18 protein-coding genes and 5 pseudogenes are annotated in these 19,536 nt (G+C 68.8%); 15 read left to right on the top strand and 8 right to left on the bottom strand.

Going from position 1 to position 19,536, the window contains the following annotated elements; translation table 11 throughout:
* Positions 1 to 83: 83 nt before the first annotated feature.
* Positions 84 to 1,043, bottom strand: a pseudogene (locus ACH4E7_RS40455) (ISAzo13 family transposase); the annotation flags it as partial.
* 50 nt (positions 1,044 to 1,093) lie between these two features.
* Between ACH4E7_RS40455 and ACH4E7_RS40450 the strand changes: the two are divergent.
* The 3 genes and pseudogenes from ACH4E7_RS40450 to ACH4E7_RS40440 form a co-directional block, all read left to right on the top strand.
* Positions 1,094 to 1,552, top strand: a pseudogene (locus tag ACH4E7_RS40450) (transposase); the annotation flags it as partial.
* 546 nt (positions 1,553 to 2,098) lie between these two features.
* Positions 2,099 to 3,637, top strand: a complete 1,539-nt coding sequence (locus ACH4E7_RS40445; protein WP_396254208.1) for a phosphatidylinositol-specific phospholipase C domain-containing protein — start codon at positions 2,099 to 2,101, stop codon at positions 3,635 to 3,637.
* 431 nt (positions 3,638 to 4,068) lie between these two features.
* Positions 4,069 to 5,331 carry an alpha/beta hydrolase family protein gene (locus tag ACH4E7_RS40440; RefSeq protein WP_396254207.1) on the top strand — a complete coding sequence of 421 codons (1,263 nt, stop codon included), beginning with the start codon at positions 4,069 to 4,071 and terminating at the stop codon, positions 5,329 to 5,331.
* Here the strand turns inward: ACH4E7_RS40440 and ACH4E7_RS40435 are convergent.
* The gene (locus ACH4E7_RS40435) at positions 5,328 to 6,254 is read right to left on the bottom strand and encodes an IS630 family transposase (RefSeq protein ID WP_396254206.1); all 927 of its coding nucleotides are present in this window, start codon (positions 6,252 to 6,254) and stop codon (positions 5,328 to 5,330) included. The genes ACH4E7_RS40440 and ACH4E7_RS40435 overlap by 4 nt on opposite strands.
* 20 nt (positions 6,255 to 6,274) lie before the next feature.
* On the opposite strand from ACH4E7_RS40435, the gene ACH4E7_RS40430 reads away from it, so the two are divergent.
* Positions 6,275 to 6,706 carry a hypothetical protein gene (locus ACH4E7_RS40430; RefSeq protein ID WP_396254205.1) on the top strand — a complete coding sequence of 144 codons (432 nt, stop codon included), beginning with the start codon at positions 6,275 to 6,277 and terminating at the stop codon, positions 6,704 to 6,706.
* Positions 6,703 to 7,116 (top strand): hypothetical protein, encoded by a 414-nt coding sequence (locus tag ACH4E7_RS40425; RefSeq protein ID WP_396254204.1) that lies wholly within the window; start codon positions 6,703 to 6,705, stop codon positions 7,114 to 7,116. Before ACH4E7_RS40430 ends, ACH4E7_RS40425 begins: the two co-directional genes overlap by 4 nt.
* Before the next feature lie 95 nt (positions 7,117 to 7,211).
* Here the strand turns inward: ACH4E7_RS40425 and ACH4E7_RS40420 are convergent.
* Positions 7,212 to 7,625: pseudogene (locus ACH4E7_RS40420) on the bottom strand (Imm21 family immunity protein); the annotation flags it as partial.
* Between the two features lie 129 nt (positions 7,626 to 7,754).
* Positions 7,755 to 8,324 carry a hypothetical protein gene (locus tag ACH4E7_RS40415; protein ID WP_396254212.1) on the bottom strand — a complete coding sequence of 190 codons (570 nt, stop codon included), beginning with the start codon at positions 8,322 to 8,324 and terminating at the stop codon, positions 7,755 to 7,757.
* Here ACH4E7_RS40415 and ACH4E7_RS40410 point away from each other — a divergent pair.
* Positions 8,229 to 8,420 (top strand): annotated as a pseudogene (locus tag ACH4E7_RS40410) (group II intron reverse transcriptase/maturase); the annotation flags it as partial. The gene ACH4E7_RS40415 and the pseudogene ACH4E7_RS40410 sit on opposite strands and share 96 nt — an antisense overlap.
* A 182-nt stretch (positions 8,421 to 8,602) precedes the next feature.
* Here ACH4E7_RS40410 and lepB read toward each other — a convergent pair.
* The 3 genes from lepB to ACH4E7_RS40395 all read right to left on the bottom strand — a co-directional run bounded on the left by lepB (position 8,603) and on the right by ACH4E7_RS40395 (position 10,458).
* Positions 8,603 to 9,322 carry a signal peptidase I gene (gene lepB / locus ACH4E7_RS40405; protein ID WP_396254203.1) on the bottom strand — a complete coding sequence of 240 codons (720 nt, stop codon included), beginning with the start codon at positions 9,320 to 9,322 and terminating at the stop codon, positions 8,603 to 8,605.
* A gap of 145 nt (positions 9,323 to 9,467) precedes the next feature.
* Positions 9,468 to 10,061, bottom strand: coding sequence for a nuclear transport factor 2 family protein (locus tag ACH4E7_RS40400; RefSeq protein WP_396254202.1), 594 nt, complete (start codon positions 10,059 to 10,061; stop codon positions 9,468 to 9,470).
* A 16-nt stretch (positions 10,062 to 10,077) separates the two neighbouring features.
* Positions 10,078 to 10,458: a cupin domain-containing protein gene (locus tag ACH4E7_RS40395; protein WP_396254201.1), complete on the bottom strand. Its 381-nt coding sequence runs from the start codon at positions 10,456 to 10,458 to the stop codon at positions 10,078 to 10,080.
* A gap of 94 nt (positions 10,459 to 10,552) precedes the next feature.
* On the opposite strand from ACH4E7_RS40395, the gene ACH4E7_RS40390 reads away from it, so the two are divergent.
* The 5 genes and pseudogenes from ACH4E7_RS40390 to ACH4E7_RS40370 all read left to right on the top strand — a co-directional run bounded on the left by ACH4E7_RS40390 (position 10,553) and on the right by ACH4E7_RS40370 (position 12,815).
* Positions 10,553 to 10,750 (top strand): hypothetical protein, encoded by a 198-nt coding sequence (locus tag ACH4E7_RS40390; protein WP_396254200.1) that lies wholly within the window; start codon positions 10,553 to 10,555, stop codon positions 10,748 to 10,750.
* Positions 10,747 to 11,025 (top strand): MarR family winged helix-turn-helix transcriptional regulator, encoded by a 279-nt coding sequence (locus ACH4E7_RS40385; protein WP_396254199.1) that lies wholly within the window; start codon positions 10,747 to 10,749, stop codon positions 11,023 to 11,025. The genes ACH4E7_RS40390 and ACH4E7_RS40385 overlap by 4 nt, the downstream gene beginning before the upstream one ends.
* 60 nt (positions 11,026 to 11,085) lie before the next feature.
* Positions 11,086 to 11,364 (top strand): annotated as a pseudogene (locus tag ACH4E7_RS40380) (response regulator transcription factor); the annotation flags it as partial.
* Positions 11,356 to 12,198, top strand: a complete 843-nt coding sequence (locus ACH4E7_RS40375) for a SigE family RNA polymerase sigma factor (RefSeq protein ID WP_396254210.1) — start codon at positions 11,356 to 11,358, stop codon at positions 12,196 to 12,198. The pseudogene ACH4E7_RS40380 and the gene ACH4E7_RS40375, both read left to right, overlap by 9 nt.
* Entirely contained in the window at positions 12,198 to 12,815 is a 618-nt protein-coding gene (locus ACH4E7_RS40370) for a PASTA domain-containing protein (RefSeq protein WP_396254198.1), read from the top strand. Before ACH4E7_RS40375 ends, ACH4E7_RS40370 begins: the two co-directional genes overlap by 1 nt.
* Before the next feature lie 248 nt (positions 12,816 to 13,063).
* Here the strand turns inward: ACH4E7_RS40370 and ACH4E7_RS40365 are convergent, their stop codons facing one another.
* Complete coding sequence (locus ACH4E7_RS40365) at positions 13,064 to 13,189, bottom strand: helicase associated domain-containing protein (protein ID WP_396254197.1); 126 nt, start codon at positions 13,187 to 13,189, stop codon at positions 13,064 to 13,066.
* Between the two features lie 602 nt (positions 13,190 to 13,791).
* Between ACH4E7_RS40365 and ACH4E7_RS40360 the strand changes: the two genes are divergently transcribed.
* The 4 genes from ACH4E7_RS40360 (at position 13,792) to ACH4E7_RS40345 (ending at position 19,441) form a co-directional block, all read left to right on the top strand.
* Complete coding sequence (locus tag ACH4E7_RS40360) at positions 13,792 to 15,336, top strand: vanadium-dependent haloperoxidase (protein WP_396254196.1); 1,545 nt, start codon at positions 13,792 to 13,794, stop codon at positions 15,334 to 15,336.
* A gap of 602 nt (positions 15,337 to 15,938) precedes the next feature.
* A complete protein-coding gene (locus ACH4E7_RS40355; protein ID WP_396254195.1) occupies positions 15,939 to 17,765 on the top strand; it encodes a reverse transcriptase domain-containing protein in 1,827 nt (608 codons plus the stop codon).
* Positions 17,766 to 17,956: 191 nt separating this feature from the next.
* Positions 17,957 to 18,169, top strand: a complete 213-nt coding sequence (locus tag ACH4E7_RS40350; protein ID WP_396254194.1) for a transposase — start codon at positions 17,957 to 17,959, stop codon at positions 18,167 to 18,169.
* A gap of 414 nt (positions 18,170 to 18,583) precedes the next feature.
* A complete protein-coding gene (locus tag ACH4E7_RS40345) occupies positions 18,584 to 19,441 on the top strand; it encodes a hypothetical protein (protein WP_396254193.1) in 858 nt (285 codons plus the stop codon).
* The last annotated feature ends 95 nt before the right edge of the window (positions 19,442 to 19,536 follow it).

Raw genomic sequence — 19,536 nt, 5'->3', positions numbered from 1 at the left:
CCACGTCGACCGACCCGACGTGTCCCAGCGAAGACCATCACCCTGAACCCTGTGATAGTTCACTGAGTCAAGCAACGGCATTGCGTCCCCGGCGGAAAGTGGCAGACCGTGATCGTGAGGCCGGACTCGGCGGCGAACGGGGCCAGTTCGGCCTTCCAGAGTCGGTAGCGGTAGCTGTTCGAGCCGCCCGCGTCCGCGGTGATCAGCAGGCGGGTCGCCTGCGGGTAGTCGAGTGAGCCGCGTGCCTGCCACCACCGGCGGATCGACGCGACTGCGAATGCGGCCGTGTCGTGGTCGACGCCGACGTTCACCCAGCCCTTGTTCGCCGCTCGGTCGTAGATTCCGTACGGGATCGCGGTCTCGACATGCGGGCCGGCGAAGAAGCTGTGGTCTTCGACCTGAACCGGCTGCCCGGCCCGGTGCCATTCCCGCCCTGGCATGGGCAGTAGCCCCACCTGCTCCTTCTTCTTCGAATCCACGCTGATCACCGGCTGGCCTGTGGTCTGGTGGTCCTTGACCCGCTCGTTGATGTAGCGGAACTGGGCGTCCCGGTCCGGGTGGTGGGTTCCTTCCAGGGTCTTGGCGGTGCCCTGCAGGCTGAAGCCGTTCTCCTTCAGCAGCCGCCCGACTGTGGGCGCGGTGACCTTGTGTCCCCGCTGGGACAGCTCGGCGGCCAGGTGCGGCAGGGACTTCGTGGTCCAGCGCAGGGGCGACATCGGATCACCGCGCTCGTCCGGCTCGACCAGCCCAAGCAACGCGGAGACCAGGCCGGGATCGACCGCCTCGGCCCGCATACGGCCACCACCGAGACGCCGTGCTCGGCCCTCGGGCAACGGCTCCGCGCCAGCCTCGAGTTCGAACACACCCTTGCGCACGGTGGTCTCGCTCACCCCGGCCGTCCGCGCGACCAGGCGCACACCGCCGTGGCCGAGCAGACGTGCCTCGGTCGCCATGGCCAGCCGCCGCTGACGCTCGTTCAAGTGCGGCAGCAGGACCTCGAAGCGCTGGGCGAGTTGCGCGCAGGCCTCGTCGGATATGCGCATACCACATCAACGACTCAGCTCTGGGGAGGCCACGCGTTGTTTCTTGACGACTCCATCTCATGCGGGCATCGTTTCGATACGCGGCCCGCCAGGACTGGGACAAGATCTCCCGCGCGCTCAAGCCGATCTACACCGCGCCGACCGCCGACGCTGCGGAGGAACGCTTCCTGGAGTCCCAGGAGGAGTGGGGCGCCAAGTATCCGGCGATCGTTCGGCTTTGGTCGAACGCCTGGGCCGAGTTCGTGCCGTTCCTGCAGTTCGACGCGGAGATCCGCCGGGTCGTCTGCACGACCAACGCGATCGAGAGCGTGAATGCTCGCATACGCAAGGCCGTCCGCGCCCGGGGGCACTTCCCGAACGAGGCCGCCGCGCTCAAGTGCGTCTACATGGCCGTCATGAGCCTGGACCCCACCGGCCAGGGCCGCAAGCGCTGGACCATGCGCTGGAAGCCCGCGCTCCAGGCTTTCGATATCGCCTTCGACGGCCGACTCTCCATCGGCCGCCGGTAACTCACACAACACGAGATACACCAGTCACTGGCCACGCGGATCGCGTTGCTGACGCTGGTGCCGGTGAGGTCGGCGAGGACCGAGGCGGGGAGCGCCGCTGCCAGCGCGAGCCTGGCGCTATTGCGTCCGGGCAGGGCGGTGATGCCGTGCTGGCGGAGCTTCAGGGAGAGGTGTTCGGAACGGATAGCCCGGGCCGGGGTGCGTCCTGGAAACAGCCAGGGGATTGTGGCGGCCTGCTGGTTCTCGGGCCATACCCGATCGCACTGGTCACGGAGGCGACGGACCACCTGTCCTGCTCTGGGCGGCAGCTGGACCCTTCGCGGAGGACCGAGTCGGGCGGGGCGCTCCGTCAGGCGGGAACGTTCTTGATGACAGCGTCGGTCGGCGGCGAGAGCTGATCGGACAGCTTGTCGAGGTCTGCGGTCCGGCCGTCGGACCACTGGGCTGAACCGACGACCACGCCGTGCCCGTTCCAGCATCAGGGGCTCACAGCAGCGAGCCCGGCCTCGGCCGCGCCTGCGGCCTTCCCCTCCCCGAAAGGTGGCTATGCCCCACACCTCCGCCATGTTCGCCCGCCCGGCCGGTGCCGCCCTGCGGCGCCTGCGCCGCCTGACTCGGACGGCGACGGTGACCGCCGTCGCCACCCTCGCCCTGGCCGTGGCCCCGCTGGCCGCACCACACGCCGCCCTAGCCGAGGGGATGGACAACCGCGACGCCTTCCAGAACCTCGGTTCGGCCGACCAACAGGACTGGATGGGCAAGGTCGGGGCGACCACGCCGCTGACGGCGATGTCCATCCCCGGCACCCACGAGACGCTGGCCCTGCACGGGGGATCCAGCGCCCAGACCCAGCAGGACTTCGGCGACAGCGCGGCGACCCTGACCGCGCAGTTGGACCGCGGGATCCGCGCGGTCGACATCCGGGTCCGCATCATCAACGACAAGTTCGTGATCCACCACGGCCCCTTCTACCAGAACGCCAACTTCGACGACGTCCTGACCAAGGCGAAGGCCTTCCTCTCGGCCCACCGGGGCGAGACCCTCCTGATGCGGCTGCGGGCCGAGTGCGACGGCTCCACCTTCAGCTGCACGGACGACCATCCGACGGCGAGCCACACGGCCCTCTTCGACGCCTACGCGAAGCAGTACGCGGGCCTGTTCTACAACAACGGCAAGCGCAGCGACCCGCCGACGCTGGGCCAGGCCCGCGGCAAGATCGTGCTGTCCGTCTTCAACGCCGCCAACGGCGGCTCCTACGGCCTCAACGGCTTCGGGGACCACACCGAGGACACCTGGGCAGCCACCGACGCCCCGGCCAAGTGGAGCCTGGTCAGCAAGAACCTCGCCGCGGCCGGCTCGGCCCCCGCCAACCAGACCTTCGTGACCTACACCTCCGCGTCCCGGGCACCGTTCAACCTAGTCCCCTCCGAGTACGCGGGCGGCTACGGCGTCCTGCACGGCAAGGACATGGTCTGGGTCGACGGCGTCAACGTGCGGCTGATGAACTACCTCAACAACGACACCGCCAACCGCCGGCTGGGCATCGTCATGATGGACTACCCCGGCTGGGCGCTGGTGCATGACATCATCGCCCGCAACAGGTACTACGAGGCCAGGAACACCAGCCCGGCGATCTGGGTGGTCAAGGCCGACAAGACGTACGTGGACAGCAAGTACGGCCGGTGCATGACCCGCGGGCCCGAGTTCGACAGCTCCGGGCAGGGCGGCGTGGTGCAGCAGCGGGCCTGCCAGAGCAACCCGCCCAGCAGCCACCAGTGGCAGGCCGCCATGCCGTCCACCTTCGACAGCATGGGCTACTTCTTCATCAAGGCCGCCAACGGCCAGTGCCTGACCACCCCGTACAACAACGGGACTCCCCCGTCGGCCGGGACCCAGCTGTTCTGGTGGCCCTGCGAGACCCGCTGGATCTCCGACAACCAGATGTGGAACATCATGCCCACCAATCTCGCTGACCAGGCGGCCTACAGGTTCATCAACAAGTGGACGAACCTGTGCCTGATGGTGGATCCGGCGACCGCCTCGCAGTCGGGCGGCAAGGTCGTCCTGGGCAATTGCCCGGCCTGACCGAACCATCCCGCCACCTGGCCCGACGCTACACCGCGTCGGGCCAGGCCCGGCCGTTCGTGGTCCGCGAGGACGGCCGCCTCTGCACGAACTGCGAGCCAGGTGGATCGACGCCCGCCACAGCACGGGGGAGGCCGGCGCGCGCAGCGGATTGCCCGGCACCACCTCGCGGGGTGGCCGGGCGTCCGTCCGGGCTTTGCCGGTGGCACGGCCGGCGATGTACTCGGTCAACTGCTTCGGACCCGCTCTCGTGGGCAGTGCGGGCGGCGACCAGGTCACCGTCCGCGCCTCGATTCGACAAGGGGACGGTACCCAACCCGACCACCCGTCGGCAGCGAGGAGAGGCCATCAGCGGGGGTAGGGTTTACCCCCCGTCCGGCCGGTGGGTTCACACTGCCGACCGGCGCCGCCCGGTGCGACATCGTGGGGACATGACCGATCGACACTCGAACGCCGCCGGCCGCCCCTGCCCGGCCGGCAGGATGAAACGCAATCGCCGTATCAGCGCTGTCGCGGTGCTGGCGCTCGCCGCCCTCGTCACCGGAACCGGCGCCGGGTTCGCCGCCACGACCACACCGTCGGCCACACCGGTGGCCACGCACGCGTTCGACACCGCACCGGCCACGGCCACGGCCACCGCGCCCACGCGGTCCTTCCAAGGCACGCTCCCCGCGTCGACCGGCCCCTACGCCGCTGGCGAGGAGATCATCCACCTCACCGACACGAGCCGCCTCGACCCGTGGGTGCCGTCATCCGGCCCCCGCCAACTGACCGTCACGATGGTCTACCCCGCCGTCCCCGGGACCGGGACCCCGGCCCCTTACATGACCCTCGCCGAGGCAACCGGACACATCCAGCACGCGAAGATACCGGCGAGCTCCGGCATCACCCCGCAGAACCTTTCCAGCGTCACCACTCACGCCTTCGACGGCGCGCGGCCACAGAGGGGCAAGCATCCGCTGGTGGTCCTCTCACCCGGGTTCGGGGACCCGCGCATGGTGCTCACCTCGCTCGCGACCGACCTGGCCAGTCACGGCTACGTCGTCGCGCTCGTCGGCCACACCTACGAGGACAGCGGCGAGACGCTGGCGAACGGCCAGACGCCGCCGTGCGCGATCTGCGACCACCCGGAAACGCTCGACTTCGACTCCGTCGCCGCCAGCCGCGCGCTGGACGTGTCCTTCCTGATCGACCAGTTGACGCACGGCAATAGCGCGTGGCCCCTGGCACACCTCATCGACAAGCACGAGATCGGCATGGCCGGACACTCCATCGGCGGAGCGGCGGCCGCCACCACGATGATCGCCGACCCGCGAGTACGGGCCGGAGTGAACATGGACGGCACCTTCCACCCGGCCCCGATGCCCGGCCAGATCAACCGGCCGTTCCTCATGCTGGGTGCGGCCGACAACCTCTCGGCCGGCGGTGGCGACAACTGGGGGCAGGCCTGGGCCGCCCTCGGCGGCTACAAGAAGTGGCTGGCGGTCACCGGCGCCAACCACCCCAGCTTCACCGACGTGGACCTGCTCGAGGAGCAGGCCGGGTTCCCGACGCCGCCCCTCTCCCCGGAACGCGGGGTGGTGATCACCCGCGAGTACGTGACAGCGTTCTTCGACCAGACGCTGAAGGGGATCCACAGTCCGCTGCTGGACGGCCCCTCGCCGAACAATCCGGAAGTACTCTTCCAGAACTAGTGCAGTGCCGCGTTGATCCTTCGGGGGTTCATGCGGCTTTGAGTGGGCTGCCGTCGTAGGTCCAGCGGTAGGGCTTGGCGTCGTGTTCGTCGTAGGCCAGGACGAAGGTGTCGATGGCCGCGGCCAGTTCGTCGCGGGAGGCGAACTGGCCGCGGCGTAGTAGACGTCGGGTCAGGGTGGAGAAGAACAGCTCGATTTGGTTGAGCCAGCTGGCGTGTTGGGGGGGTGTGGTGGATGTTGAAGCGGGGACGGGTGGCCAGCCAGGCCTTCGTCTTCTTCGCGACGTGGGATGAGCCGTTGTCCATGACCAGGTGGATGCTGGTGCCGGCGGGGATGGACTCGTCGAGTTGGCGTAGGAAGCCGATGAAGGTGTCGGCGTTGTTGCGGTCGATGCGCTCGGTGAGGACTTGGCCGGTGTGGACGTTCAGGGCGGCGATGATTGAGACGGTGCCGTGGCGGATGTACTCGAACTCCCGGCGGGTGCGCTGCCCGGGGCGGCCGGGCTGGTCGGGGTGATTGCGGGAGCGTGCGGTGATCCCGGTCTTCTCATCCACGCTGATCACCACCGCGTTCGCAGGGCAGGTGCGGTAGAGCGCGCACACGTCAGCGGCACGGGTGAGGAACTGCGGGTCGGCTGGTCGGGTCAGCCAGCCGCGCACCAGGTGCGGCTTGAGATCGACGCAGGCCAGGATCCGTCCGACCTGGGAGGCGGAGACCGCCAGGCCGGAACGGCGCAGGTGATCGGATAGCAGTCGGTGGGTCCACACGGTGTCGGCGGTCGGCGGTTGGGCGGTCGCGGCGGCGATGACCTGCAGCTTGTCCTCGGCGGACAACCGGGGCCGCCCCAGCGGCCGGGGCCGATCGACGAGCGCAGCCAGCCGCTCGGCGGTGAACCGCTTGCGCCAGGAGCGGACGGTGTCCACATGCCGCCCGGCCGCGGGCCGTGGCGGCGTTCGACATTCCCTCGGCCAGTGCCAGGATCACCGAAGCCCGCTGCACCTGCCCGAACGGCGCGGTGCGCGACGACCCCAAGCGGCTCCAACGCCACATGACCCGCCACGACCCCCACATCTACCCGGGCCGGTACGTCACCTGTGTCCACACCCCCGACCGGGCCCTGTGCCGCCGGGACGACGGCCGGGCCGGCCCATCGCTGCCGGACTGCCAGCCCCTACGGTGCCGCAACGTCGCCCTGTCCGCCGAGAACACCGACCAGCTGCGAGCGGCCCTGGAAGCCCACGACCGGGAACTCGCCCGCGCGGACCAACTGGCGCCGTTCGTCCGGCACCGCCTCCAGACCCGCCGGCAGGAGCTCGCCGACTTCCTCACCGAAACCGCCGTCACCGGCCCGGACACCATGACGGAGACGCCGTGAGCCACCACCTGCGCACCGACGAGCAGGTCCGGGCCGCGATGGAGTCCGAACTCGCCGCGAGTGAGGCTTGCGGCCGACGCGCCACCGTCACCGGCGTCGAGAAGCGGCTCGGCGTCCCCCACGCGACCTTCTACCGGAACCACCCGCAATCGATCGCCTGGTTCAAATCCCGGCTCGCCGGCCGGCACCGCCCGGCCACGGCCCCGAAGGCCGGAACCCGGTCCGACGACGAGGCCGACCGCCTGCGCCGGGAGAACAGCGACCTGCGCAAGCTGGTCCGCATCTACGCTGAAGCGATCCGCCAGCTGACCGTCGACAAGGCCGCCCTGGAGGACGAGCTGCAGGCGCTGAGCGGGGTGACCAGCCTCACCGAGCGCCGCCTCCACAACGCGGACATCGGACAGAGCTGAAGGCCTCGCATGACCTCGAAGTAGCCACCTGGGGCCTTCGGACCCGTCCCAGCGTCCATGCCTCCGGGGTTGCGGGTGCGTGCTCGGCGTGCGAGTCAAGGAGTCGTTATTGACTGGCCGTCGGCCTGCGGAAGGAGCTGAACCACGCTGATCCAGGGGGAGTCGCCGGTCTTCTGGAACGCGCGGACTCTCCAGCGTCCTGCGGGCAGGTGCACGGGAGCTTGGTCCGGCTCGCCTCTGCCGTCCGGGTAAGGCATGCCGAGGTTCTTGCCATCCTCGACGGAGTCCATGAGGACCGCCGGTCCGTCGGTCTCCCAGAGGCCGCACTCCTCCCACACCGTCGCCGGGTCGCTCAGTGCCGCTTCGGCAGCAGCGAGCAACTCCGCGTCGGAGTCGGCAGCGAGCCAGCGGATGAAGGCCCTCGGCTCGGGCAGGTAGCAGGTGGTGGCGGGCTCGTCGCCCAGCACCAGCGCGGAGACGTCGCCGGAGCCACGCAGGCCGATCACCTCGGCTAGGCCGTGTTTTGGAACTGTAGGGTCCGCGTTTCGGTGTCAGAATCCGCGCATCCGTGTCAGCTGAATGGGCAGTTCTGACACTCGCTGCGGACTGGCTGGTCAGCGACCTCACCCGATCGGGCCTCACACATCCCGCCGGCGCACGATCCAGACCGTGACGGCCACGCTGATCGTCGGCCAAGCCGCGTACAGCAGCCACGCCACGGGGGTCGGCGCCAACGGGGCCGGTTGCAGGGACGGCGGTTGCGTATGCGAGATCGCGGTCCACAGCTGCACCGGCATGCCTTCGGCCGCGGCGGACAGGTTGATCGACCCGCTGCCCAGTAGCTCGGGCACGAAGAGCAGCGCGCTCCAGGTGGCGGTGACCGCGCCGGCCGGGTGGCGGATCAGCGCGCCGAGCGCCATGCCGATCAGCGAGGAGATCGCCAGCAGCAGCGCCGAGGCGACGACCGCCTTCGGGACGCCCGGGCCGGTCGGGCCCAGACCCGTCAGCTTTCCGGCGAGCTGGGATCCGGCGATCGGCAGCGCCGCCGCCGAGCAGTCTTCGAGGCTCATTTCACCGAGGCGAGCTACGGTTTCCGGCCCAAGAGGTCCGCGATCGACGCGTGCGAGGCTGTGCGCGTCGCGGCGAACCAGCGGCAGGAGTGGGTGTTCGAGGCTGATATCCGGGACTGCTTCGGGACGATTGATCACGAGGCACTCGTCGCTCAGGTGGCGAGGCGCGTGGCGGACCGTCAGATGCTGAAGCTGATCCGGTCGTGGCTGCGGATGGGAGTGCTGGAGGGCGGGGTGACCTCTCCGACCGGGGCGGGAACCCCGCAGGGCTCACCGATTTCCCCGTTGCTGGCCGGACATCACGGCCGACCAGATCGAGCAGGCCAGCAGCCACGAGATCATCCCCGACAGCGAGGGCGCGCAGGCCCGTGTGCAGCCGGCGTTGGTAGTACTGGCGCTCGGCCGAGGCGATTGGCTCAGCCGAGGCGATCGAAGGTGGCCGGTACCGGCAGCGTCCCCCAGTGCGACAGTGGCCAGGCCACTACGAAGGCGCGCCCGATCACGTTCTGCACCGGCACGAACCCGCCGCCCGGCTCGTCCATGTGGTAGCGCGAGTCCCGGGAATCGTTGCGGTGGTCGCCCATCACCCACAGCTTGTCCTTGGGCACCGTGACCGTCCCCACCGGCCGGTCCCCGCACGGCGTCGCCCCGGGATAGAGGTACGGCTCGTCCAGCGCCACCCCGTTGACCCGCACCGGTGCGCCCGCCTCGCAGTCCACGGTGTCGCCGCCGACCGCGATCACCCGCTTGATCAGGTCCTTCTCGTCCGCCGCCGGCGCCAGCCCGACGAAGCTCAGCGCCTTCTGCACCCCGTTCACCCGCGGCGTCGGCTCGTCCCTCAGCCAGTTCCCGGGATCCCGGAAGACCACCACGTCCCCGCGCTCCGGCTTCGCCCCGAACCACGGCGTGAACTTGTCCACCAGCACCCGGTCACCCACCTGCAGGGTGTTCCGCATCGAGCCGGACGGGATCGAGAACGCCTGCACGAAGAAGGTCTTGATCCCCAGGGCCAGCACCAGCGCCACCGCCACGAGGATCAGCATCTCCTGCCACCACGGGCGCTTCTTCCGTTCCCGCCGCCGGCGCCGGCCGCTCTCCCGCCCCTCGTCCGGCGCGATCTCCAACCCAGCACTCATCGCTGGCTCCCCTCCGTGCCGTCCCCGTCTCGGTCGCGGCGAGTATCCAGGGCCGCCTGTCGACCGGCCGTAAGGACCGATGCGATGGCTTTGACTGCGAAGGCGGCAGGGGCCCTGCCATGCGCCAAGGCTTCCGGGATGTTGTTCATTTCTTGGTGTCGGCGCGGAGCCAGTCGAACAGCGTCCGGTACAGCTGGCGAACCGGTTCGGGGCGGTCGTCTCCGTAAAGGTCGTCGGCAATGGTGTAGTCCTTGGCGCTGAGCAGGCATGTCAGCATGCGGTACGAGGGTCGGGCTCGTGCCAGAACGTCGACTTTGAGCCGCACGGCCGTGCCGGGGGTGCTGGGCGCGAGGCTGTCGTACTCGTATACGGGATCGAGCGAGGTGATCAGCCAGCGCCCGCCGCGGCGTTCGGCGCGGTATAGCAGGCGCGCATGTGAGGTGAGGTCCACTTCGACGCCGTGAAGATCGCCGCGCAGGTGGATGGCCGCGCCAATCTCGACGACTGCGCGGTCGCCGACGACGTCGACCGTCGCCGGGGAAAGGATATGTGTCGCGGCGTCACCGCGCGCGGCCATCTCCTGAGACGCGGCGATGAACGCCGCTCCCCGTCCGCGGAACCAGCTGAGGCGTATTGCGGCATCCGGGGCCAGGCACTCTCGCATGAGGTCCCACCAGCCGCGGTCGCGAGCCCGGCGTTCGTGGAGGACCAGCTGGGCCACGGCGGTGACGTCGTTCATGGTTGCTCCTGCCGGTTCACTGGGCCCACGGCGGCGCGAAGGTGACCCCGCCGACGGTCGCCTTCATGCCGGCGCTGGTCACGGCCGTGAGTTTGGCGGGATTGTGTGGGCAGCCGTTGCGCAGTTGCAGGGTCGCGTGGGCGGGCACGATGATCGCGTCGCCCGCCTCGGCGAGTACGTCCTCGCCCGCGACAGTCGCCGAGACCTTGCCTTCGATGACCACAAAGACTTCTTCGCGGTCCATGCTGTGGGTCTCGCTGTGGACGCCGGGTGCCAGTTCCAGCGCCCAGATGGCCAGCTCGGTGCTGCCGCGGGAGGGGACGGCAAGCGGGCGGAAGGTGAAGCCGTCGCGCTCGAATGTGGGCGCGTCGGCGAGGGGGGTCAGGGGCACGGTCACTCCCAGAGATATAGTCAACTAGCTTGACCATGTAAAGATAGGCCGATCTCAGGAATCGGTCAACTGGATTGACTACTTTGTTTGGGGAGCCGCCGTGCCGCCCAGTCCCGACTTCACCGAAGCGCGCCCAGGCCAGGTACCGCTGCTGCTGGCCGTGACGTACCGCGCGATGACCGACCGGTTCCACGCCCTGCTGGCCGAGCGAGGCCGGGAGCCGCTGCGTCCGGCACACGGATACACCTTCCGGTATCTGGCCTCACATCCGCAGGCGACGACCGTCCTCTCGGGGTGACGAAGCAGGCGACTTCGAAGGCGGTCGCGGAGCTGGAGGACTGGGGCTACGTCGAACGGCGCCCGCACACCACCGACAAACGGGCCCAGGTGCTCGCTTTGACCACCCGCGGACGCGAGTACCTGGAACTGGCCGACGAACTGTGGACGACGGTCGAGGGACAGCTGGCCGACGTCATCGGCACCGAGCGCCTGGCCGCCCTCGACCGGGACCTGCGGACTTACATCGCCGCGGTTCACGCGGATCAGGAAGTTTCGTTCAGACCCGTGTGGTGAGCGGACTGCGCGCGGCGGCCCCGCGCAGGCGATGCCCCAGATCCGATCGTGCTGGACGGCGTCGTCCTCATGGACATCCGCATGCCCGAGCTCGACGGGCTGGAGGCCACCCGCCGGATCGTCGCGGCCCACAAGAACGTCCGCGTGCTCGTCCTGACGACCTTCGACCTCGACGAATACGTCTACGACGCCCTGCGCGCCGCAGCGAGCGGTTTCCTTCTCAAGGACACCCCACCCGCCGAACTCGTCGCGGCGATCCGGGTGATCGCCCGGGGCGAGGCGCTGCTGGAGCCCGGGATCACCAAGCGCCTCATCAAGCAGTTCGCCCGGATGCCCGAGCTGGGCCGCCGCTCGACCATCGGCCGTCCCCCGGTCGGCGTCGCGCCGGACCGGGGCGAGTGCAGCCTGCCGCAGCGGCCCGACGCCCCCACCGAGCCTGGCAGGTTCCCGGCGGGGGCGTCGGCGTTCCCGCTCCCGTCCCGGCCACTGGGGCGAGTGATGTGTGTCACTTCGGGCGGGCCCGTGCAGCAGGCAGCGGTGGAAGGCCGTCATGGGTGCAGGAACATCAAAGGAGGAGAGCATGAGTGCATCGGCGTGCAGCTGGTGAGGCTGGGCAGGCGCGGCAGGGATGCCCGGAGGATCGACTTCGTCGAGTTCGTCCAGCAGCGCTCGGCGGCGCTGTTCCGGACCGCCTACATCCTGACCGGAAGTCAGGACAGTGCGGAGGACCTGCTGCAGGAGGCCCTGGAAAAGGCGTGCCGGCACTGGAACCGGGTCGCCGTCGCGGACTCGCCGGAGGCCTACGTCCGCCGGATCGTGGTGAACCTGGCCAACGACCGGTGGCGCAGGCTCCGCCGGATCGGCGAGCGTTCGCACGACGTGGAGCACGCCGACCCCCGCGATCCGTACCGGCTGGTGGATCTCCGTGACGAACTGGTGCAGGCCCTGCACACCCTGCCGATCGGGATGCGCAGCGTCGTGGTGCTGCACTACCTCCACGACATGGGGGACCGGGAGATCGCCGAGACGCTCCGGATCTCACCCGGCTCCGTACGCTCACAACTCGCCCGCGGGCTGGCCAGACTGCGCACCGCGATGCCCCAGCCCGAACCACCTCCGCCCGCACCGGACGACCACCGAACCGCCCCACTGCCCCAGTTCGAAGGTGCGTGATGACCCCGTTCCCGCCCGACGACCAGACCGGTCACCACGGCCCCATGCCGGGCCCCGACTTCAGAGAGGCACTGATCCAGGCCATGGACGACTTCGCGAACGACGCACGCCCCCCTGCCATCGACGGCACCGCCATCCTGCACCGCACCCGCCGACGACGCGGCCTCGTCGCCGTCGCGGCATCGGCGGCCGCCATCGCGCTCACGGCCGGCGCGGTCTTCGCCCTGCACGACTCCGACCGGCTGGCCGGCCGCAACGCCGCCGCTCCCGGTGTCTCCGCGACCACGTCCGCCGCCCCGAACACCCCCTCGCCCATCCCCGACACCACCGCCACCGCGTCCCCCAGCGTCCCGATGGGAAGCGGGACACCGTCGCCCGTCGCCCACAGCGAACCGAGGCCGGGCGACGCCTCCATCACCATCCCCACGGTCCTCGGCATGCCCCAGAGCCAGGCCGAGAAGATCCTCACGGAGGCCGGACTGAAGATCGGGCGCGTCCAGAACTTCACCGACTGGAACGCCCCGGCCGGAGCGGTGATCAACACGGAGCCACGGCCCGGTACCACCGTCGCCCCGGACTCGGCCGTCGTCCTCTTCGTCTCGAAGGGGAAGCCCTGAGCCGGCTCAACCGGCGCTGACCTGGCCAGGCCCGATGCCGAAGCGATCCAGGCCGTCTCTGCCAACCCGTGCCCACCACGTCCAAGGGGCGGCGTCCTCGCCGGACGCAGGCGGCCTGACGGCCTTCCGGAGTCGCCCGCACGCCGCGCCCGCCCCACCACGCGCGGCCGGCACCGGGCGGTCAGAGTGAGCGCCTCCCACAGCGCGCTGCGCCAGGTCGTGCGGGTGGCCAAGGCGGCCGGTCGTCCCTACCAGCCAACCCCCAGGGCCTCCAGCTGCCCGCGCTGCTCCGGGCTGAGCTTGTCCCGCCTGCTCTTCTGGTTGTTCAGCCAGGTGTCCAGCGACGGTCCACTCTCCTCGTGGGACCTGGGCACACGAGGACGATCCCCACCTCCCCGACGTCGACCTCCTGCGGGGCGCGGCGGGCCCCTGCCCGTCGACCGCCCCCGCTACGTCGGCGGCGGCGACGCCTATTGGGGTGGTCTCGCAACCCGGCGCCGTGCTGCTTGGCGCGACAGCCGGGCCCTCGCCATACCCATGGGAAGAAACACCGCGCCTGGACGAGCAGAAACGGCCCGCCAGCCAAGCTGACGAGCCGTCATGCAAGATTGAGGCTGAACAGGCTCGATACAGCCTCGACAAGAACCAATTGAGTTTCTGGTCAACAATGGCGCATCTCGGAACAACACGCTGATTCCGGTTCTCGGGCTCGCCTTTCCCTCGCGGTTGGGCGGAGACTATCGGTTCCTGTGCGCTTGGCGTTTTGCGTAACGCATCTACACCCATGGACGTCGATATCAGCATGTTGTTCCGAGGCGCGCACTGACACGACGGTTTTGCTTTCCGGCGGCTCCCCGCGTCGATGTTCCCGTTCCGGGGATTTCCGGTGAGATGCTTCCCCCCGCTGGGGGAAGGTGCATGGAATATCGGCGTGGCTGATGTTTGTGCCAGCAAAGCCGACATTACGCTGCCGCTGTTGATCACCGACGTTGAGAGGAACGCTGTGGCCCCCGAGTCCAAGCACGGCCAGCAGTCGGCCGCGAAACCCGTGCTCGCCCGCTTGAAGTTCCGCGTCGGCAGGCGCCTGGGACGGCTATCGGCCACCGCCGTGGCCGGTGCCTTGCTCGTCGGACTGAGCCCGCTGGCGGCCGGCGCGCAGCCGGCCGCCGCGGTGCCGAACTACAGCGGAGATCCGACGCAGTACTGGAACAACGTCCTGCTCCAGACGTTTCGCGATGCGCGGGGTATGGACGCCGCGCCGGGCAAGCTCACCAGGGCCGCCGCGATGGTCAACGCGGCAATCTACAACGCCGAGAGCGCGTATCAGTACACGCACGGAACCCTGAAGTACCAGCCGTACCTCGACCAGCCGCTGAAGTACGCCCGATGGCCGCTGCATCACCGTCGGGACGAGGAGGAGAGGGTGATCGACCGCACGGCGTACCGGATCGTCTCGCAGTTGTTCCCAGGCGACCAGGCATACATCGACGCCCAGTTCACCGCCCGGACCGGCTCCGACCCCAACTCCTTCGACATCTTGGACCGCTTGGTTGTCGACCCGGTGGTGAGGCAGATCAACGAGGCCCGATCGGGCGACGGTTCGGACAACTCGCAGGTCTACAGTGGCGACACCACCACGCCCGGCGCCTGGCGGCCGACCGGTGGCAGCTGTCGGCAGGCGAGCGACGCGGTGACCCCGAACTGGGGCGTGGTAAAGCCGTTCGTCCTCAGCTCGGGCTCGCAGTTCCGGCCGGCCACCCTGGGTGCCTTCGCTTCCTACGCCGATCTGCTGGCCAGCCCGGCGTACGCGGCTCAGCGCGACGAGGTGCGGCAGCTCGGCGCCGTCAACTCCACCGCGCGCACCACCGATCAGACCGCCGCTGCCTGGTTCTGGGCCAATGACCTGGACGGCACCTACAAACCCGTGGGGCAGCTGCTCGAGCTGACCGGGATCGTCGCTAGGCAGGGTGGGCTCGACAAGTACCAGAACACCCGCCTGTTCGCGATGGTGTCGTTGGCGATGGCGGACACCGCGATCGGGATTTGGGACACCAAGTACGATACCCCGATCAAGCTTTGGCGCCCGGTGTCTGCGATCCAGGCCACCGGCGGCGCGAACTCGACCTGGCAGCCCCTCAGCGCGGACCGCTCGGGGGCGCCGTTCACCCCGTGCTTCCCCTCCTGGGCCTCCGGGCACTCCGGCTTCGCGGGTGCCTGGGCAGGCGTGATGAAGCGCTTCTTCGACAGCGACAACGTCTCGTTCACCGCGCACTCCGAGGATCCGCACACCCCCATGGCATACCGCTCGTTCACCAGCTTCAGCCAGGCCGGTCAGGAAGAGGCGCTGAGTCGGCTCTGGCTGGGCGTGCACTACCGCTGGGACAGCACCGACGGGCTGGCGCTCGGTGACAACGTCGCCGGCTACTTGTTCGCCAACGCCCTGCTGCCGATCTGCCAGTCCGAGCCGGCGAGCGCGGACGGGCCGCGCCCCCCGAAATGCCGGGGGAGAGCGGCCCGCTGACGGCTACCGCAATCAGCCCTCGGCGCCTGCGCAGACCTTGGCCACGGCGGCGGCCGCTCGGCACTGTCAGGTCGTCGGGGCGTTGTCACGTTGTTGGGTGCGAGAGTGTCTGACTAGCCGTTGCTCTATCGAGCCTGGTGATCGTGAGTTCGCGCCTGCGGACTCGGTCGGGTGATCTTCTGGTCAGCTGGGAATGAAAGTGGGGCCTCCCGCACAGCTCGTGGGTGTCGAATCCAATCGAGCAACAGGAGGGATTGCTTGAAGCCCAATCTCCAGTGGCACAAGTAGAAACTCACCGGAACGACACCTGAAACCGGTGCCCTCTCCTTGCCGGGGACTGAAGAACAGGTTCGGACGGCAACCTCCGAGGAGAGGGGCGTCGCCCAGTGAGGGCGGTCAAGGAGATGAGTGGGCGGCCTACGTCGTGCTCGATACGTACAGCGAAGTCGTACCACGGGATCGCCTAAGAGGCGCGAGCCCTATGGCGACGGAGTGCCCGTAGTAGTCGCCGGAGTTACGACCGGCCATGAAGTCCGGGAAAGCCGGAATGAGGGCGAAGGGGCACAGGTGAACTCGACGTCCAGTTAGGGGAGGTATGCGCAATGCAGAGCGCCGAAACAGTTCTGGACGTCATCCGGGAACGCGGCAGGCGAAGCCTGCCGTTGGAAAGAGTCTACCGGCAACTGTTCAATCCGCAGCTCTTTCTGACGGCCTATGGGCGCATCTACCGGAATTCCGGTGCGATGACTCCTGGGGTCACCGGGGAGACCGTGGACGGCATGTCACGGGCTAAGATTGACACGATCATCGGCACACTGCGGTCGGAGTCGTATCGATGGACGCCCGTCAAGCGGGTCTACATTGACAAGAAGGGCGGTACGAAAAAGAAGCGCCCGCTTGGCCTGCCGACGTGGTCGGACAAACTGGTCGCCGAGGTCGTACGTCTGTTATTGGAGGCGTACTACGACGTCCAATTCTCCGATCGCTCTCACGGGTTCCGCCCCAAGAGGGGCTGTCACACCGCGTTGCAGGACGTGGTGAAGTACTGGACCGGAACGCGCTGGTTCATCGAGGGAGACATCTCCGACTGCTTCGGCAGCCTGGACCACGAGGTCATGCTCACGATCCTCGGGGAGAAGATCCACGATGGCCGGTTCCTGCGGCTGGTCCGGGCCATGCTCAGGGTCGGATACTTGGAAGACTGGCGGTGGAACGCCACGCTGAGTGGGGCTCCCCAAGGCGGTGTGGCATCGCCCGTCCTCTCCAACATCTATCTTGACAGGCTCGATCAGTTCATTGAGCAGAAGCTCCTGCCGGAATACAACCGCGGCAGAAAACGACGGCATCATCCCGAGTACCATCGGCTCGAGAGCCGGATGAACGGGGCGAAGCGGCACGGAGATCGCGCCGCAGTACGGCAACTCCGGCTCCAAATGCGGAGCCTGCCGAGCAAAGACCCCTATGATCCAGGCTTTCGGCGCCTACGGTATGTCAGGTATGCCGACGACTGGCTGCTCGGTTTCGCTGGGCCCAAGCACGAAGCCGAGGAGATCAAGGCGCGGATCACAGCATTCCTTCTGGATGAACTCCGGCTGGAACTCTCCGAATCCAAGACCCTGGTCACGCACGCCACCAGCCAGGCGGCGCGCTTCCTCGGCTACGAAGTGAAAGCCCAGCGATGCGACACGAAGCTCACGGGACCACGACGCTCCGTCAACGGTGCCATCGGGCTTTTCGTGCCACGCGAGGTAATCCGGCGGCGTTGTGCCTCCTACATGAGCGGCGGAAAACCGAAACTCCGTGGTGTACTTCTCCACGATAGCGATTTCTCGATCGTGGCGACATACCAAGCCGAGTATCGGGGACTCGTGCAGTACTACCTTCTCGCGCAGAACGTCTCCCGCCTGAACCGCCTGCAATGGGCGATGGAGACATCCATGCTCAAAACGCTGGCATCGAAGCACAGATCGACCGTCACGAAGATGGCTCGCAAGTACCAGGCGACCACCGATACTTCGGATGGCCCTCGAAATTGCTTTGAAGTTATCGTTGAGCGCGGAGGCGAGAAGAAGGCGCTGGTTGCCCGCTTCGGCGGGATCCCGCTCAAGCGACAGCGCACAGCGGTAGTAGCCGACCGGGAACCGTTGAAACCCAACTACATCAGCACCACCGAGTTGGTAAAGCGGCTCCTCGCAGATTGCTGTGAGATGTGCGGATCAACGAGCCGGATTGAGGTCCATCACATTCGGAAACTCGCCGATGTCAAGCAGCAAGGCCGGGCCGAGCGCCCCGTATGGGTGAAGTTAATGGCAATGAGACGACGCAAGACCTTGGTCGTCTGCCGACCTTGCCACGAGAACATCCACGCGGGACGAGCGACCTCATCCACCCGGAAAAGATCACTGGAGAGCGGTGTGCTGGGAAACTAGCCCGCACCGTTCGGGAAGGGGCCGTCGGAAAAGGACCCGCGCCACGGGCACCTCGTCGGCGGCCTACTTCACTCCGGCGCTGAAGGGACAACGGCCTGGTCGGCGAGTTCCACGACCGGCTGCGCGACCGGGTCCGCCGGGCCGCGGTCCGCGATCCGGAGCCGACCGCCGGGATCATCGACTCCCAGTCGGTGAAGGGGGCCGCGTCAGTGCCGGCCGCGAGCCGGGGCAAGAGGCACATCGTGGTGGACACCCTCGGCCTGCTGCTGGTCGTGATGGTCACCGCGGCATCCGTCACCGACCGCGAGAGCGGGCAGACGCTGCTGGCACGGCTGCCGCGAACGGTACTGGCGCATCACGCTGGTCTGGGCCGACGGCGGCTACACCGGGCGCCTGATCGATAAGGGGCGGGGTCCGACCGCGGACAAGGGGGTGGTGTGCATCGTCGGCCGCGCCTGGGCGCTCGGCCCGAGTGCCGCGCCGGATCCGGCCTCCTGCTGACGGCAGGCCAACCCGATGTCCACCACCGCGCTCGCCGCGCCTGATCCGGACGACGACGACCAGGGTGCCCGTGCCGACTACCCGACCGACCGGGCGGCGAAGGCCTCGCCTGTCCGGGACAAGGGGCCCGGGGCCGCCTCCACCGGCACCTCCGCCGCCACCTCCGTGCCCCCGGACGTCCGCCCTGCCCGTTTCCGCAGGCCCAGGGCCCCGGACAAGGGGCCTGGGGCGTGGCGACAACCCTCTTCCCCCTGATCCTGAGGTGCGGTGGAAGCGGGGTTCGACACAGCCGGTCAGGAATGGGGTCCTGGTCTCGCTTGCCCTGTTTCAGCGCGCCACCGGGCGGGAGTTGTGGCATCTGGTTCTGCCGGGACAGCAAGAACGACCGGGCGACGCGCGACGCCGTGGTCGACCTGGAGGCCGCCGGGAGAGTGCGCCAGGAGCTACGGCTGCCGGACAACCGCAAGCTGTGGACCCTGACCGCGGCCGGGACGAAACTCGCGGCGCTGCGTCCGGAGCGCGATGGCGCGTCGGCGGCGTTCTCCGAGCACGCCCTGGACGTCGTCGCCACCGCCGGCCCCCTCGCCCGCGCCGGCATCGGTCACCTCGGCGCGTTCACCACCGAGGTCGAGCACTCCATCCCGCACTGCCGCTCGCTGTTCACGGACCTGGTGCTGCGCGACCCCGGCGCGAAGCCGCTCACCTCGGAGGAGAGGGAGGAGAAGGCCAAGGCCGACCACTGCCGGCTGGTGCGTCGCCTGGCCGGGGTCGAGGTCGCCTCCAAGGCGTCCTGGTACACGCCGGCCTACGGCGGTGACGCCGTCCATGCCCGCGACTACCACCGCGCGCTGCCGGTCGTGGCCACCACCTGCCGTTGCTGCGCCGATTCGGCGCCGACGCCCCGGTCTGGTACCGGTTCGGTCGGCGCGGCTGGCACACCCTCACTGCGGCGCTGGCCAACCCGGACGGCGACCGGCTGCTGCGCGCGGAGCAGGTCGCCGCTGATGCGGCCCGCCAGGCCCGGGCGAAGGCGGAGCGCGAGCGGCGCCCGTCCGGCCTGCACCCGCTGCAGGCCCAGTTCAGTACCTGCTTCTGAACCCAGAGCCGCCCGACAGGACCGGGGCGACGTAGGAAGAGAGATGAACGCTCTGCCCTGCGCTCTCGAGAGGCAGTAGACCCGGCAAGAGAGTCATGGGTGCCGCGATACGCGCCGGGGACCCTTGCCTCACACGTGATCCAGTTCACAGGGCGAAGGTGCATAGCGGGCCGG

The sequence above is a fragment of the Kitasatospora sp. NPDC018058 genome (assembly GCF_044327205.1).
GTDB lineage: Bacteria > Actinomycetota > Actinomycetes > Streptomycetales > Streptomycetaceae > Kitasatospora.
The sequence above is the reverse complement of the archived record's forward strand: the minus strand, read 5'-3'. Positions and strand labels throughout refer to the sequence as shown.

Excerpts from the sequence above, each read along its gene's own strand:
- ACH4E7_RS40400 (WP_396254202.1), bottom strand. The coding sequence starts at position 10,061 with ATGAACGACGTCACCGCCGTGGCCCAGCTGGTCCTCCACGAACGCCGG.
- ACH4E7_RS40440 (WP_396254207.1), top strand. The coding sequence starts at position 4,069 with ATGACCGATCGACACTCGAACGCCGCCGGCCGCCCCTGCCCGGCCGGC.
- lepB (WP_396254203.1), bottom strand. The coding sequence starts at position 9,322 with ATGAGTGCTGGGTTGGAGATCGCGCCGGACGAGGGGCGGGAGAGCGGC.
- ACH4E7_RS40375 (WP_396254210.1), top strand. The coding sequence starts at position 11,356 with ATGCCCGAGCTGGGCCGCCGCTCGACCATCGGCCGTCCCCCGGTCGGC.
- ACH4E7_RS40355 (WP_396254195.1), top strand. The coding sequence starts at position 15,939 with ATGCAGAGCGCCGAAACAGTTCTGGACGTCATCCGGGAACGCGGCAGG.
- ACH4E7_RS40445 (WP_396254208.1), top strand. The coding sequence starts at position 2,099 with ATGCCCCACACCTCCGCCATGTTCGCCCGCCCGGCCGGTGCCGCCCTG.
- ACH4E7_RS40370 (WP_396254198.1), top strand. The coding sequence starts at position 12,198 with ATGACCCCGTTCCCGCCCGACGACCAGACCGGTCACCACGGCCCCATG.